This is a genomic window from Corallococcus sp. 4LFB (assembly GCF_046520365.1).
Taxonomy (GTDB): Bacteria; Myxococcota; Myxococcia; order Myxococcales; family Myxococcaceae; genus Corallococcus; species Corallococcus caeni.
The window spans coordinates 1-15,563 of record NZ_JBKGHJ010000175.1; the positions used below are offsets into that span (position 1 = coordinate 1).

The following is a 15,563-nucleotide window of genomic DNA, read 5'->3' on the forward strand; positions in this document are numbered from 1 at the left end:
GTCCTTCGAGCCGGTGGACGTGCTGATTGTCGGCGCGGGCGCGGCCGGGCTGTCCGCCGCGTGGCGCCTCTGCGCCGCGGGCGTGAAGGACGTGCGCGTGGTGGAGCTGGAGGCGGAGGCCGGGGGCACGTCGCGCTCCGGCCGCAACGGCGTGTCCGCCTTCCCGTGGGGCGCGCACTACCTGCCGTCGCCCCTGGAGGACCGCGGGCCGGTGATGCGCCTGCTGCGGGAGATGGACGCCGTCACCGGCGTGGACGCGGAAGGGCACCCGTCGTTCGCGGAGGAGCTGCTCATCCAGGAGCCCGAGGAGCGCGTCTTCTACAAGGGCCACTGGTACGAGGGGCTGTACCTGCGCGCGGGCGCGAGCGCCGAGGACCTGGCGGAGCTGGAGCGCTTCGACGCGCGGATGAACGGCTTCGCCGCCGCGCGCGACGCGAAGGGGCGCAAGGCGTTCGCGGTGCCGGGGGCGCTCTCCAGCGACGACGCGGAGTGGACCGCGTTGGATGCGCTGAGCATGGCGCGATGGATGGAGGCGGAGGGCTTCCGCTCGCCCCGGCTCAAGTGGTTCGTGGACTACGCGTGCCGCGACGACTACGGCGCCACCTCCGAGCACGTCTCCGCCTGGGCGGGCATCTGGTACTTCGCCGCGCGGCAGAACGGGAAGGGCGAGCGCAGCGACGGCTTCCTGTCCTGGCCGGAGGGCAACGGCCGGCTGGTGAAGCAGCTGGCGTCGTCGCTGGGCCCGCGCCAGCTGGAGACGCAGGTGCTGGTGCACACGGTGGAGCCGGCGAGACGGCTGCCGCGTGCACGCGCTGGACGCGCGCACCGGGGCGCCCCGGGCCTTCCAGGCACGGCAGGTGGTGCTGGCGTGCCCGCGCTTCGTCGCCGCCCACGTGGTGGCGCCGTGGCGCGAGGCGCGGCCCGCGTGGCTGGACGCCTTCGCCTACAGCCCGTGGGTGGTGGCGAACCTGACGGTGTCCGCGCCACCGGCGTCGCGGGGCTTCCCGCTGGCCTGGGACAACGTCTTCTACGAGAGCCGGAGCCTGGGCTACGTGGTGGCCACGCACCAGTCGCTGCGCCAGGACGCGCGCGGGCCCACGGTGCTCACCTGGTACCTGCCCATGGCCGGCGCGGACGTGAAGGCGGAGCGCAATCAGGCCCTCTCCGCGACGTATGCGGACTGGGAGGCGCTGGTGATGGCGGACCTGCTGCCGGCGCACCCCGGGGTGGGCGCGCTCGCGCAGCGGCTGGAGGTGCAGCGCTGGGGCCACGCCATGGTGCGGCCCCAGCCGGGCTTCCTCTGGGGAGACGCGCGCCGCGCCGCGCAACAGAGCCTGGGGCGGCACCTGCACTTCGCGCACACGGACCTGGGCGGCATGGCCCTCTTCGAGGAGGCCAACTGGTTCGGCGTGCAGGCCGCGGAGCGGGCCCTGGCGGGAATGGGGCGCACGAGCGCCAGCTGGTTGTAGCCATTGGACGCGGGAGGGCAGGGCACATGAAGGACAGTCGCTTCAGCCGGGCGGAGTTCCTCGCACTCACCAGCCTGCTCGCGGGCTCCACGCTGTTCCCGAAGCGGGGAGACGCGGCCCCGGACGGGGGCACGCCCTCCCTGCGCACCGTGAAGTCGCCGGGGCTCGCCGGAGTCCCCGCGCCGGACGCGGGCGTCGCGACCCCCAAGGCAGGCCCGGCGGCGGCGGGCTCGCAGGCGGAGTACGAACAGCTGCGGCAGGGCTGCACCGCGTCCCTGCCGGTGCGCTCCACGTCCGGCGACGGCGCGGAGTACGCGCGCATCGGCGAGTGGATGCAGCGCCAGAAGCTGTCCAGCGACGTCTACGGCAACGGCGACTTCGTGCAGGCCTTCGAGAAGAAGCTCGCGGACCTGCTGGGCTTCGAGGACGCGTGCTTCATGCCCACGGGCACCATGGCGCAGCTCATCGCGCTGCGCATCCAAGCGGACGCAAGCAACGTGCGCACCGTGGGCGTGCACCCGTCGTCCCACCACGTGCTGCACGAGGACGACGCGTACGCCGTGCTGCACCAGCTGCGCGCCGTGTACCTGGGCCCGTGGACGCGGCCGCTGCTGGCGGAGGACGTGGCCAGCTCCCGCGACGTGCTGGGAAGCGTCAGCGTGGAGCTGCCGGTGCGCTGGCTGGGCGGGCAGCTCCAGACGTGGGAGCAGCTCCAGGAGCTCAAGCGCACCTGCCGCGACAGGAAGGTGAAGCTGCACATGGACGGCGCGCGGCTGTGGGAGAGCCAGCCCTTCTACGGCCGCTCCTACGCGGACCTCTGCAAGGGCTTCGACTCCGTCTACGTGTCCTTCTACAAGATGGTGGGCGGCATCGGCGGCGCCATGCTGGTGGGCAGCCGCGACTTCATCCAGCAGGCGCGCGTGTGGCGCCACCGGCACGGCGGCAACCTGTACCACCTGGCCCCGCTGGTGGCCTCCGCCGCCATGCGCTTCGACGCGGCGCTGGCCGCCATCCCCGGCTACGTGAAGCGCGCGAAGGCGCTCACCGCGCTCCTGGCGGCGGACTCGCGCGTCACCGTGCTGCCGCAGCCGGTGCAGACGAACATGTTCCACGTGTTCCTGCGCGGCTCACCCCAGGCCTACAACCGCCAGCGCGACCGCATCGCCCGCGAGGACCGCGTCTGGGTGGCGGGAGGCTTCGGACAGACGCGCGTGCCCGGCGTCGTGTCCACGGAGCTGCAGGTGAGCGAGGGGCTCCAGGGCATCAGCGACGCCGACGCCGCCCGGGCCTTCCTGCGCCTGCTGGAGGCGGCCTGAAGCCTGGCCGCCTGCCCTGACGTCGGGTGTCAATGTCAGACACCCGACGGGCGAAACACAGCAACGCGGTCCGTCAGGCCGCCTTCTTGATGCTGTACTGCGGCGCCTGCTGCTGCTCCTTCAGGAAGAACTCCGAGTCCAGCAGCATCGCGATGCGGCCCTTGTCGTCGTGGAACGCGATGGGGCCGTGCGCGGTGAAGTGGACGAGCGACTCCTCCAGCGCGGTGGTGGCGGGGTGCTCGGCGCCCACCGGCTCGAACTCGTAGTCGCCCGGGCGGGTGGTGCCGTAGCGGTCCTGCGTCGAGCCGGAGAGGATGAAGATCTCCGCCGCCGCCAGGTGCTTGTGCGGCGCGAAGACGGCGCCCTTCTCCATCTTCAGGATGGCGCTCCACACGCCCGTCTCCGCGCTCACGCGCAGCAGGCGGTAGGAGGTTCCGGGACCGAGCGGCTTCCACTCGAGGTCCGCGGTGTGCACCAGGCCATTCATCATCGCCGTTCCAGACATGACAGCCTCCTCGCTGGGGCCCTGCGTCTGTGTGTCGTTACCCATGATAACGCTCAATACGAATATCCTTGCAAGTTAGTCACAGGTGTCAGGTTGTTGTCTTTGACGCACCCCTTTGTCTCAGGAAGATTCCACGGCGGCTGTCCGCTGGGGCCGCTGCCGGCCGCATTTTCTGATCAGGCGGAACGTCACGGGCGTGAACCCTGTGGGAGGATCAGCGACGCCACGCCTCCTGGGTCAGCAGGTCCCACACACGCGCGCGCACGTCGTCCCGGATTTCACGCACGCGCTCCAGGGAGCGGCCCTTGGGGTCCTCCAGGGGCCAATCTCCCCGTTTCAAGCCCGGCACGAAGGGGCACGCATCGCCGCATCCCATGGTGATGAGCCACTGGGCGTCCCGGGCGAGCTCATCCGTGAGGCGCTGGGGTCTGGCCTCCGACAGGTCGATGCCCACCTCCGCCATGACCGCTTGCACTTCGGGATGCACGCGGGCTCCCGGCTGCGTACCGGCGGAGATGGCGTGCGCGCGTGCCGGGTCCGCCAATGCGTTGAAGAACGCAGCCGCCATCTGGGAACGGCCCGCGTTGTGCACACAGGCGAAGATGACCTTCTTCATCGGGAAGACTCCTCGGACGGGCGCTCACCGAAGCGGCCAGGGAGGACCGCGCTCCCCGCCGTGGGGAACAGCCGGCGCCGCAGCCACAGCGAGAGGTAGACGAGCGCGATGAGGGCGGGCACCTCGATGAGCGGGCCCACCACGCCGGCCAGCGCTTCTCCAGAAGCCATGCCGAAGACCCCCACGGCGACGGCGATGGCCAGCTCGAAGTTGTTTCCCGCCGCGGTGAAGGAGAGCGACGCGGTCTCCTCGTAGCTGAAGCCCAGCTTGCGCGAGAGCAGGAAGGCGCCAGCGAACATGAGGACGAAGTAGACGAGCAGCGGCAGCGAGATGCGCAACACGTCCAGCGGCAGGCGCGTCAGCTTCTCCCCCTGCATCGCGAACATGAGCACGATGGTGTAGAGCAGGCCCAGCAGCGCGGTGGGGCCCAGGCGCGGCAGGAAGCGCTGCTCGTACCAGGCCTCTCCCTTGAGGCGCGTCAGGACCACGCGCGTCAGCGCGCCCGCCACCAGCGGCACGCCCAGGAAGATGAGCACGCTCCTGGCGATGCTCCACATGGACACGTCGAACGCGGCGACATCCGCTCCCAGCCAGCCCGGGATGACGGTGAGGAAGAGCCAGCCGAGCACCGAATAGAAGAGGATCTGGAAGACGGAGTTGAGCGCCACGAGCACGGCGGCGACCTCGTTGCTGCCGCACGCCAGCATGTTCCAGATGAGGACCATGGCGATGCAGCGGGCAAGGCCGATGAGCACCAGGCCATTGCGGTAGTGCGGCAGGTCCGGCAGGAAGAGCCACGCCAGCGCGAACATGAGCAGGGGCCCACCACCCAGTTGAGCACGAGGGACGTGGTGAAGAGCTTCCCCCGCGCGCGCAGGCCGCCCAGCTCGCCGTAACGCACCTTCGCGAGCACCGGGTACATCATCCACAAGAGGCCCAGGGCGATGGGCAGCGACACGGTGTCCAGCTTCACCGTGTCCAGGCGGCTCCCCAGGTCCGGGAACGCGCGGCCCAGGGCGATCCCCAGCCCCATGGCGGCGAAGATCCACACCGGAAGGAAACGGTCGATGAGGGAGAGCTTCTTGACGACGCTGCCGGAGGCGGTTGGCGAGGACATGGGCGGGAGCAATCAGGGAAGGGGGAGCGGCGCTACTTGCAGGCGTCGGGGCCGCAGGACTTCAGGACGCGCGCCACTTCGCGTTGCAGCGCCGCGCGCGCGGCGAAGGCGGCGACCAGGGCCTGCACCTGGGAGGCGCACAGCGCGTCGGTCTGCGGCGCCAGCCGGTAGTAGACCCAACTGCCCTCACGGCGCGCCTCGACGAGTCCCGCGGCCTTGAGGACGGAGAGGTGCCGGGAGGTATTGGACTGGGGAATGGAGAGCGCCCTCTCCAGATGGCAGACGCACAGCTCCGAGTGCGAGAGCAGGGCGACGATTCGCAGGCGCGTCTCGTCCCCCAGGGCCTTGAGGACGCGGGTCAGCGGGCTCACATCCAGGGAGGCAGCGGACGACATGGCGACATGAGGATATCCGCATATGGGAATGCCGGCAACCGCTGGAGGCCGGATGGGTTGCGGACCGCCGCGCGATGTGCGATTTGCAGCCCACGTGCAGCCCTTCAGGTGGGGCTGCCTGTCCCGTTGCTCCATGCGCCCCGTCCTTCAAACGCACAGGTTCGTCCTGGAACAGCCGAGCAAGGCTGACCGCCAGCCGTGCGGGCGCGTGGGATGGGGCCGGGCCGGGCCGCTGACGCCACCCTGACCGTTCGTCGCTGAGAGGCTGGAACCCACCCGCCGCGGCGGCGTTCTTCCGCCTGCGGGACCGGCCCGCCCTGGCCCTGATTTTCCCTGTGCTCGGAGCCCGATGGGCCGCGGGCACCGTTTCCTCACGAGAGCAGCTTGACCACGAACACCGTTTCATCCCAGGCGGCCCCCCGCGGCCGTTCGCGCTTCTTCGACCTTCCTCGCTTGAAGGCGGAGTGGTTCTCCAACATTCGCGGTGACCTGATGGCCGGGACCGTGGTGGCGCTCGCGCTCATCCCCGAGGCCATCGCCTTCTCCATCATCGCGGGCGTGGACCCGAAGGTGGGCCTCTACTCCTCCTTCATCATCGCGGTGATGACGGCCTTCTTCGGGGGCCGCCCCGGGATGATCTCCGCCGCCACGGGCGCGATGGCGCTGCTGATGATCACGCTCGTCAAGAGTCACGGCCTGGAGTACCTCTTCGCGGCCACCATCCTCACCGGCGTGCTCCAGCTCATCTTCCGGCTGCTGCGCCTCAGCCGCTACATGAAGTTCGTCCCGCGCGCGGTGATGACCGGCTTCGTCAACGCGCTCGCCATCCTCATCTTCCTTGCCCAGTTGCCCCAGTTCGTGGGCGCGAACTGGCAGATGTACGCGATGGTCGCCGGGGGCCTGGCCATCATCTACGGGTTGCCGCGCCTCACGAAGGCCGTGCCGTCGCCGCTGGTGGCCATCATCGTCATCACCGCCATCTCACTCCTCACCGGGGCCTCCGTGCGCACCGTGGGAGACATGGGGGCGCTGCCCACCGCGCTGCCCTTCTTCCACGTCCCCCAGGTGCCCCTCACCTTCGAAACCCTGCGCATCATCTTCCCCTACGCCCTCCCCCTCACCTTCGTGGGGCTGCTCGAGTCGTTGCTCACCGCGGCCGTGGTGGATGACATGACGGACTCGCCCAGCTGCAAGCACAGCGAGGCCGCTGGCCAGGGGCTCGCGAACATCGTCGCGGGCTTCTTTGGCGCGATGGCGGGCTGCGCGATGATTGGCCAGTCCGTCATCAACGTGCGCTCCGGTGGGCGCGGCCGGCTCTCTTCGTTCACCGCGGGCGTGTTCCTCCTCTTCCTCATCCTGGTGCTGGGGGACTGGGTGGCACGCATCCCCATGGGCGTCCTCGTCGCGGTGATGATCATGGTCTCGCTCGGCACCTTCGACTGGAAGTCGCTCGGGGCCATGCGCCACATGCCGAAGAGCGATTCCATCGTGATGGTGGCGACGGTGTCCACCGTCGTGCTCACGCATGACCTGGCGAAGGGGGTCGCGGTCGGCGTGGTGCTGAGCGCGCTGCTGTTCGCGCGCACCGTCGCCAAGCTCGTCCGTGTGGAGGGTTCGCTCTCCGCTGACGGCCAGAAGCGGCACTACCGCGTCACGGGGGAAGTCTTCTTCGTCTCCGTGGAGGGCTTCGTCGGTGCCTTCGACTTCAAGGAGCAGGTCCAGGCCGTGGAGATCGACCTCGCGCAGTCGCACATCTGGGATGCCTCGGCGGTGGCGGCGGTGGACCGGGTGGTGCTCAAGTTCCGGGACAGGGGCGTGGGGGTGACGCTCGTCGGCCTCAACGAGTCAAGCGCCACGCTCCTCGGCCGCATCGGCGTCCACGACAAGCCCGGCGCGTCGCTCAGCGGCGGGCACTAGCGGGGAGCCACCGGGCTCCCCGGGCGGACCGGCTTTCCGGCGGGCAGGGTGAAATCAAGCAGGACCCCGTGTGCGGCGCTGTCCGGGAGCGCTTCGTCCGGGGACGCGGGAGGGCTGGTAGGCTCCCGGCCCTGATGCCCCGTCTCCTCTCGCCCGCGCAGGCCTGGCTGTTCGGCCGTGGCGTGGACCTCACCGTGTTCGCCGGCAGCGCGCTCGCGTCGGTGGCCTTCGTGCTGGCCGCGCCGTGGCTGGGCGCGGTGGGGGACACGCCCGCGTGGGCGTGGCTCTTGTTCGTGGTGGGCGTGGACGTGGCGCACGTCTGGTCCACGCTGTTCCGCACGTACCTGGACGGCGAGGAGGTGTCGCGCCGCCCGGGCCTCTACGTGGGCGCGCCGCTCGCCGCGTACGCGGTGGGGGTCTTCGCGTACATGGCCTCGCCCGGCGCGTTCTGGAGCCTGTTCGCGTACGTGGCGCTGTTCCACTTCATCCGCCAGCAGTACGGCTGGGTGGCGCTCTACGACCGCAAGGCGCGCGCGTCCCCCTTCGAGCGGCGCCTGGACGCGGCGGCCGTCTACGCCGCCACGCTGGGCCCCGTCGTCTGGTGGCACGCGAACCTGCCCCGCGCCTTCTGGTGGTTCGTGGAGAACGACTTCCTCGCCGGGCTCCCCGCGTGGGCGGGCACCGTGGCGCTGGGCGCGCACGCGGCGGTGCTCACGCTGTGGGCGGGCTTCCAGGCCCTGCGCATCGCGCGGGGCGAGGGCGTGCAGGCCGGCAAGGTGCTGCTGGTGGGGGCCACGTGGGTGGCGTGGTTCGGCGGCATCGTGCTCGCGCGGGACGACTTCGCCTTCACGGTGATGAACGTGGTGCTGCACGGCGTGCCGTACTTCGCGCTGCTGTTCCGCTACGCGCGCGGGCGCCACGCGGAAGGGGGCTTCGGCGGCCTGGGCGTGCTCCTGCGCGCGGGGCTGCCCGGCTTCCTGCTGTTCCTCGGCGTGCTGGCGCTGCTGGAGGAAGGCCTTTGGGACGTGCTCGTGTGGCACGACCGCCCGGTGTTGTTCGGCGACAGTGGCCCTGCCCTGGAGGCCGATGTGCTGGCGCTCGTGGTGCCGCTGCTTGCGCTGCCGCAGGCCACGCACTACGTGCTGGATGCCTTCATCTGGAAGGCCGGCAGGCAGCCCGCGCTGCTGGCCCGCCTCGGCTGGGCGCGGGCGGGCCAGGGGTCATCAAACGTCAGCCAGGTGCATAAGGTGGTAGCCATTCCCGGAGCAGGTGAATAGAGCTAGTGGGTCTATGGCTCGACTCCTGCTTGTCTCGAACCGTCTTCCCGTCACCGTCAAGACGGAGAAGGATTCCGTCTCCGTGGTGCGGAGCGCCGGAGGGCTCGCCACCGGCCTCAGCCGCCCGCACGAACGCTCCGGAGGTCTGTGGATCGGCTGGCCCGGAGATGTCTCCCGGTTGACGGATGCCCAGCGCTCGCAGGTGGAGCAGCAGCTGGCGGACCTGCGCTGCGTGCCGCTGTACCTCTCCGCCAGCGAGGTCAGCCGCTTCTACGAGGGCTATTCCAACCGGGTGCTCTGGCCGCTGTGCCACTACATGCTGGACCGCGTCCCCCGGCAGGACCGGGACTGGGACGCGTACCGCAAGGCGAACGAGCGCTTCGCCGACCTGGCCGCGAAGCACTACCAGCCGGGCGACACCATCTGGGTGCACGACTACCAGCTCATGCTGGTGCCCGGGATGCTGCGCCAGCGCCTGCCCCACGCGCGCATCGGCTACTTCCACCACATCCCGTTCCCGTCGTCTGAAATCTTCAGCACGCTGCCCCGGCGCGGCGAGCTGCTCAAGGGCCTGCTGGGGGCGGACCTCATCGGCTTCCACGCGGTGAGCTACGTGCGGCACTTCTCCGGCACGCTGCTCAGGCACCTGGGGCTGGACACGGACATCGACCGCGTCCTCTTCCAGGGGCGCGAGGTGCGCGTGGGCGCGTTCCCCATGGGCATCGACTCCGCCGCCTTCGAGGCGCTGGCCGGCGAGCCCGCGGTGCTGGACGAGGTGAAGGTCCTGCACGAGCGCTCTCACGGAGAGCGGCTGCTCGTGGGCATCGACCGGCTGGACTACACCAAGGGCATTCCCCGGCGCCTGCTCGCGGTGCAGCGCGTGCTGGAGCGCGACCCGTCCCTGCGCGGGCGCCTGCGCTTCATCCAGGTGGCCGTCCCCAGCCGCACGCAGGTGCAGGCCTATGCCGAGTACCGCGAGACGGTGGACGAAATCGTGGGCCGCATCAACGGGCTCTACGGCACCGTGCACAGCACGCCCGTGCACTACCTCTACCGCTCGCTCAACGAGCGGCAGCTGGTGAGCCTGTACCGCGGCGCGGACGTGATGCTGGTGACGCCCGTGCGCGACGGCATGAACCTGGTGGCCAAGGAGTTCTGCGCGGCCCGCCCGGACGAGGACGGCGTGCTGGTGCTCAGCGAGTTCGCGGGCGCGGCGTCGGAGATGCGCGACGCGCTGCTGGTGAACCCCTACGACGTGGAGGGCATGGCGGACGCCATCGAACAGGCGCTCAAGATGCCCAAGCCCGAGCGCCAGGACCGCATGCGCACCCTGCGCGCGGGCGTGAAGACGCGGGACGTGCACTGGTGGGTGGCCAGCTTCCTGGACCGGCTCCAGGGCCTGCCCTCCATGGCGGAGAAGCCGCCGCTGCCGGACGGCATGCTCGCGCTGGACGCGCTGAAGGGACCGGAGCGCAAGGTGCTGTTCCTGGACTACGACGGCACGCTCGTGGGCTTCGCCTCCCTGCCGGAGCTGGCCGCGCCGGACGCGGAGCTGATGGCGCTGCTGAAGGAGCTGTGCGCCCGGCCGGACCTGTCCGTGAACATCGTGAGCGGCCGCCCGCGCGAGACGCTGGAGGCGTGGTTCGGTGAGCTGCCCCTGGGGCTGCACGCGGAGCACGGCCTGTGGTCGCGCATGCGGCTGGGTCAGCCGTGGCAGGCGCTGCCGGGCGTGTCCTTCGAGTGGAAGTCCCGGGTGAAGCCCGTGCTGGACGCGTTCGCGGCGCGGGTGACGGGCTCGTTCGTGGAGGAGAAGACGGCGTCGCTCGCGTGGCACTACCGCAAGGTGGACGCGGAGTTCGGCGCGCTCCAGGCGCGCGAGCTGCGCCTGCTGCTCTTCGAGAAGTTCTCCCAGGAGCCCATGAACATCCTGCCCGGGGACCGGGTGGTGGAGGTGCGGCCCCGGGGCGTCAACAAGGGCCGCGTCGTGCCGGAGGTGCTCAAGCAGGAGCCGCCGGACGTGCGCGTGCTGGCCCTGGGCGACGACGTCACCGACGAGGACCTCTTCGCGGCGGTGCCCCCCGGCGGCATCACCGTGCACGCGGGCAACAAGCACACGTGCGCGGGCTACCGCGTGGAGGGGCCGGCGGAGGTGCGGCGGCTCTTGAAGGCGCTGCTCGGGAAGTAGTCCCGCGCGGGCCGGCCCCGGTGGGCTTCAGAGGTTGAAGCCCACGTTGCCCACGGAGATGCTGGGGCCGAAGATGAAGGACCACTTGCTGGAGGGCACCACGACGTCGGTGTTGGGGGCTCCGCTGGTGCGCCGGGTGATGTCGCCCCGGAACTCGCGGGCGATCCACGCCTGCGCGCCCACCGCCGCGCCCGGGCCAATGGGCACCCGCAGGCCCAGCCCCAGCACGGCCGCGAGCGTGGGCGGGAACTGGATGTCGCCGGACTGCGGCACCAGGCCCAGGCCCATCAGGCCCATCTCGATGCCCAGCAGGCGCTCCTGGCCCTCGTTGTTGAGCAGCGCCAGGCGCGACAGCACGCCGAAGTTGATGGCCAGCTGTCCCGAGGGCTGCGTCGCGCGGTAGAGGCCCGCGGGGATGGTGGCCATGGTGTAGAGGCGGAACATGCCGCCGCGCACGATGGCGGTCCACTGCGCGGACGGCAGGCCCGTGCGGTCCACCGTGGAGAGGGCGTAGCGGGACTCATCCGCGACGTGCGCCACCTGCACGAGGATGCGGTCGTACTGGCCCAGGTTGCCCTGCACGGGGATGACGCGCACCTCGCCCTTGGGGCGCAGGAACAGGCGCTGGTCCACGCTGCTCTCGCTCCGGACGGAGCCGTCCGGCTTCGTCACGGTGATGCGCAGGGTGATTTCCTGGTTGCCTCCTCCGGCGTGAGGCGCTCGCGGTGGATGACGACGCGGCAGGTGTTGCGCATGGCGTAGGCCAGCCGGTGCGGGCGGCTGGGCGCGAGCTTCTCGTCGTGGCCCTCCTTGTCCGCGCAGACGAACTCCACCAGGTTCTCCACGTTGGTGGGCACGCTGGCTTCGCGCACCGCGCGCTGCACGCGCTCGTTGGTGAGGAACAGGTCGGCCGTGGCCAGCTCCGCCGGCAGCGTGGGCAGCCGGTAGCCGAAGCGCAGCGACACGAAGCCGCCCGCGGTGGGCTCGCCCTGGATGAGCGTGGCGGACTCCCGCACCGTCACGGTGTAGGCCCCAGCCAGCGGGCGCAGCACGAAGCGGCCCAGGCCGCCGCTGGAGGCCACCGTCACCTCCGCCGGGCGGTTGGTGGGCACGAAGTCGATGGTGCCGTGGCCGGGCAACTCCAGCATCGCGCGGGGGGCGGGCACGGGCTTCGTCTCCGCCGTCTCCGACGCCACCACCGTGCCGTCCACGCGGGAGGTGATGGCGGTGACGGTCACCTGCGGCTCGTTGGTGCCGCTGGTGCGCAGGAGCACGTAGGTGCCGTCCTGCGCCTTCACCACGCGCTCCACGCGCACGCGCGCGCCGTTCACCGTCCACAGGAGGCCGCGCGGGTCGTGCGCGCACGCCGCGTCCAGGCGCATCACCAGCCCGGAGTCCTCCGCGTCGCGCAGCACCGTGCCCTCCACCGCGGACAGCGGACACGCGAGCACGGGCAGCGTCTCCGCCACGGACGTCTCCAGCGCGTCCCCCTTCGCGAAGAACACGCGCGGCACCAGCCGCAGGCGCAGCGTCACCGTGGGGTTCAACCCCGGCACGTTGCGGATGGACACGGCGCCTTCGGTCACCTCGCAGCGCGCGGTGCCGCAGTCCACGGACGCGACGGCCTCCGAGTGCGTCACCGCCGCGTAGCCGGGGCCCTTGGACAGGTCCACGCCGGAGGACTGCACCAGGGGCCGCGTGAGCACGGTGCGGCCGGGGCGCAGGCGGAAGTATTCGTCATCCAGGAAGCGCCCGTTGGCGTCGTACGTCGTCACGTTCGCGCCCCGCCGTCCGTAGGGCGGCACCCACGACAGCGTCGCGTCCGTGGGCAGGCCGGGCGCCAGCGGGACGGCGCACTCGGAGGGGCTGTTGGGCTCCAGGCAGACGTCCTGGCCGTCCATGCCGCGCGTCTTGGGGTCCACGCCCCGGGGCGTCCCGGACCAGGCGATGGCCACGTTCTTCAGGCCGGTGCCCTTGAGCTCCAGCCGCCCGTCGTCCGGGTAGAAGGTCGTGGACGCGTTGTCGATGCGCGGGAAGGGCCCGGTGGCCACCACCACCACGGTGTCGGTGGCCGTGGCGCAGGCGGCTTCCTCCGCGGCGACCTTCAGCTCCAGCGTGCGGCTGGCGTCATCCGCGCGCGTGGGCGGCTTGAGCGTGCGGCCCTCCAGCACCCAGCCGCCGCGCACCGGGCCGCACAGCACGCCCCGGGGGATGACCTCCACCGCCCGTCCGCCTTCGGGGAGCTGGACGACGGGAGCGGCGGTGGCGGCCCCCGCCACCAGCAGGCAGCCAAGGACGAGCGCGCGTGCACGGTGCATGTCACTGCTTAAGCACGGAGGGCCGCGTCCGGGTCAAGCCCTCCGTGCGAAGCGGCGCCAGGCAGGCGCCGCGACTGTCCGCGATTACCGCGAAGCCGTCTTCTGCCCCGGCCCCTGCAGCAGGATGCGGCGGCCGAAGGCGCGGTCCACGCGGCCCAGGAACTCACGGAACTGGGGATACTCGTCCGCCTTGATGCGGGCGACCGAGAGAGCGACCTGGCCGTCGGCGACGAGCGCGCCGTTCTCCACGCGGTAGCTGAGCTTCACGTGGCCGAACTTCGTGGTCTCCTCCACGGCCTGGGGCAGCTCCGTGACGGTGTAGCCGCCGGGCAGCGTGTAGCGCAGCTTGAAGGTGTTCACCCAGGGGCTCTGCATCACCAGGTCGAAGCGGCGCTCGGCGAGCGACGCGTACGCCTGCTGGTAGGTGCGCCCCGTGCCGAAGGGCAGGAAGCGCAGGCTGCCGCCGGGCAGCACCTCCGCGTAGCGCGGGATGCCCATGTTGAAGTCGAGCGTCACGTCGTCGTCCAGGCGGGTGGTGTCGCTGAGCTTCACCTCGCGCACGGTGAGGCCGGGGAAGCTCTGCGCCCACGCGCGCTCGAAGGTGGACTTGCGCGTGGACTCCGGGCGGTAGGCGCGGCGGTACTCCGGCGCGGACTGGCCGGACACGCTGCTCTGGCCCTTCACGTCCGCGCCGCCGTCCGGGCGCAGCGCCACGTCCATGGCCAGCGTCGTCTTGTTGTCGTCCGCCTTCGCCTCCGGCGTGGTGAGGAAGCTGCTGGTGCCGTTGGGGTCCACCACCAGCACGTTGGCGACGCGGTCCGCGGACGGAAGCTCCTTGGCGCCGTGGAACTCCGCGGTGCCGTCCAGGTACAGGTCGAACTGGGGCACGTACGCGATGGCGTGGTTGAAGGCCGCCAGCGACGCGGGCTCCGCGTCCAGCGCGCCCAGGTTGCGCATGCGCAGGAGCACCAGCCGGCTGTCCACGCCCGCCACCTTCAGCATGGAGTGGATGAGGCTCGCCTTGTCCTTGCAGTCACCGAAGCGGCGCGCGAGCACGCGGTCGACGCGGTAGGGCTTGAAGCCGTGGATGCCGAACTCCAGCGCCACGTAGCGGGTGTTGGTGACGACGAACGAGTAGATGGCGCGCACGACGGCCAGCTGGTCCTTGCGGTCCACGCCGGTGAGCACCTGGTCCACGGTGGTCTTCAGCTCCGCGTTGGGCTGGAGTTGGTCGCGCACCAGGCCCCACCAGTAGTGACCCACCTGGTCCCACGTCTTGTACGTGGAGATGTGCAGGTTCTGGGCGACCTCCGCCCAGCCCGGCATGCCCGGCTCCGGCACCACCTTGGAGACGTGCTTCGCGCCGAAGCGGTACACGGTGCGGCCGGACTCCGGGGCCTCCTGCCGCTGCTCCACGCCGGCCAGGCGGCTCTTGTTCCAGTACAGCGGCCGCTCCTGGGGCATGTCCACGACGTACTGGAAGCGCACCTTCGGGTAGACGCCCTGCACGCTCTCCACGTCGCCCCAGTAGTCCGACAGCAGGTTGTCCTGCGCGGTGTCGTCCAGGCGGTAGGTGAGCTCCAGCGTGTCACCGGCGGCCAGCGACGGGAAGGACAGCACGCGCGCGCGGGCGTCGTAGTACATGCCCGTCCAGGGCTCGTTGATGTTGCGGTCCGCGTCGCCGTAGCTGTCCACCACGGAGCCGTCCGGCTTCGTCACGCGGGCGCGCAGCACGCGCACCTCCTGCCGGTCCGGCGAGTAGGTGATGGGGACGCTGCGGAACGCGTCCACGCCGCGCTGGTTGAACACGCGCACCGCCATCTGCTGCATGCGGCTGGACAGGCCGCTCTTCTGCACGCGCACGTAGGTGTTGTCCACGAGGTACAGGGCGTCCTCGTTCATGTAGCCCTCGGCCTCCTTGGCCAGGGGCTTCGCGTCCACGAGGTACTGGGTGCCCGCGCTCTCGGACTCGCCCTTGAGCGTGCGCAGGGCCTCCTTGAGGCCGGGGTTCTGCGGGCGCAGCACCAGCGAGCGCTCGAAGGCGGCCAGGGCGGGCTCCCGCTGACCGGCGGCGAGCAGCGCGCGGCCCTCGCGCTCGTAGACCTCGGGCTCGTCCGGGGAGAGGGCCTTGGCCTCGGTGAAGAGGGCGGTGGCCTCCTCCACGGCGCCGTTGGCGGCCTTCAGCTCCGCCAGCCGCACGCGGCTGCCGTTGTCGAAGGGGTTCAGGTCGGTGAGCTTCGCGTACTCGCGCGCGGCGGCGTCCACCTTGCCCGCGTCCGCGAGCATGGCGGCCAGCTGGCGGCGCGTGTTGGTGTCGTCGTAGCGCAGCGCCAGCACCACGCGCATGCGGTCCATGGCCTCCTGGTTACGGCCCAGCTGACGGGACGCGGCGGCGGCCACGCGCACCACGCGGGGCACGCGCGGCTGCTGACGGAAGGCCTCCTCCAC

Annotated in this window: 10 protein-coding genes and 2 pseudogenes; 5 read left to right on the forward strand and 7 right to left on the reverse strand. The window is 71.1% G+C overall.

The annotated features are described in order from the left end of the window. Positions 1 to 1,469: pseudogene (locus ACLEQD_RS19830) on the forward strand (FAD-dependent oxidoreductase); the annotation flags it as partial. A gap of 26 nt (positions 1,470 to 1,495) precedes the next feature. After that, entirely contained in the window at positions 1,496 to 2,785 is a 1,290-nt protein-coding gene (locus ACLEQD_RS19835) for a threonine aldolase family protein (protein ID WP_410385864.1), read from the forward strand. Between the two features lie 73 nt (positions 2,786 to 2,858). Here the strand turns inward: ACLEQD_RS19835 and ACLEQD_RS19840 are convergent, their stop codons facing one another. The 4 genes and pseudogenes from ACLEQD_RS19840 to ACLEQD_RS19855 form a co-directional block, all read right to left on the reverse strand. Next, positions 2,859 to 3,290, reverse strand: coding sequence for a cupin domain-containing protein (locus ACLEQD_RS19840; protein ID WP_338274492.1), 432 nt, complete (start codon positions 3,288 to 3,290; stop codon positions 2,859 to 2,861). Between the two features lie 214 nt (positions 3,291 to 3,504). Next, positions 3,505 to 3,906: an arsenate reductase ArsC gene (locus ACLEQD_RS19845; protein WP_410385865.1), complete on the reverse strand. Its 402-nt coding sequence runs from the start codon at positions 3,904 to 3,906 to the stop codon at positions 3,505 to 3,507. Then, positions 3,903 to 5,023: pseudogene (arsB, locus tag ACLEQD_RS19850) on the reverse strand (ACR3 family arsenite efflux transporter). The gene ACLEQD_RS19845 and the pseudogene arsB overlap by 4 nt, the downstream one beginning before the upstream one ends. A gap of 32 nt (positions 5,024 to 5,055) precedes the next feature. Then, positions 5,056 to 5,418 carry an ArsR/SmtB family transcription factor gene (locus ACLEQD_RS19855; RefSeq protein ID WP_410385866.1) on the reverse strand — a complete coding sequence of 121 codons (363 nt, stop codon included), beginning with the start codon at positions 5,416 to 5,418 and terminating at the stop codon, positions 5,056 to 5,058. A 492-nt stretch (positions 5,419 to 5,910) separates the two neighbouring features. Here ACLEQD_RS19855 and ACLEQD_RS19860 point away from each other — a divergent pair, with 492 nt between their 5' ends. From ACLEQD_RS19860 to ACLEQD_RS19870, 3 genes are all read left to right on the forward strand, one after another. Beyond that, a complete protein-coding gene (locus ACLEQD_RS19860) occupies positions 5,911 to 7,335 on the forward strand; it encodes a SulP family inorganic anion transporter (RefSeq protein ID WP_410385872.1) in 1,425 nt (474 codons plus the stop codon). A gap of 134 nt (positions 7,336 to 7,469) precedes the next feature. Next, complete coding sequence (locus ACLEQD_RS19865; protein ID WP_410385867.1) at positions 7,470 to 8,612, forward strand: hypothetical protein; 1,143 nt, start codon at positions 7,470 to 7,472, stop codon at positions 8,610 to 8,612. A gap of 13 nt (positions 8,613 to 8,625) precedes the next feature. After that, entirely contained in the window at positions 8,626 to 10,797 is a 2,172-nt protein-coding gene (locus tag ACLEQD_RS19870; RefSeq protein ID WP_410385868.1) for a bifunctional alpha,alpha-trehalose-phosphate synthase (UDP-forming)/trehalose-phosphatase, read from the forward strand. A gap of 27 nt (positions 10,798 to 10,824) precedes the next feature. Here ACLEQD_RS19870 and ACLEQD_RS19875 read toward each other — a convergent pair whose 3' ends face one another. From ACLEQD_RS19875 to ACLEQD_RS19885, 3 genes are all read right to left on the reverse strand, one after another. Continuing rightward, positions 10,825 to 11,469 carry a hypothetical protein gene (locus ACLEQD_RS19875; RefSeq protein WP_410385869.1) on the reverse strand — a complete coding sequence of 215 codons (645 nt, stop codon included), beginning with the start codon at positions 11,467 to 11,469 and terminating at the stop codon, positions 10,825 to 10,827. Next, complete coding sequence (locus ACLEQD_RS19880) at positions 11,466 to 13,115, reverse strand: hypothetical protein (protein WP_410385870.1); 1,650 nt, start codon at positions 13,113 to 13,115, stop codon at positions 11,466 to 11,468. Before ACLEQD_RS19880 ends, ACLEQD_RS19875 begins: the two co-directional genes overlap by 4 nt. 84 nt (positions 13,116 to 13,199) lie before the next feature. Then, the coding region (locus tag ACLEQD_RS19885) for a DUF3857 domain-containing protein (protein ID WP_410385871.1) at positions 13,200 to 15,563 on the reverse strand (2,364 nt) is incomplete at its 5' end.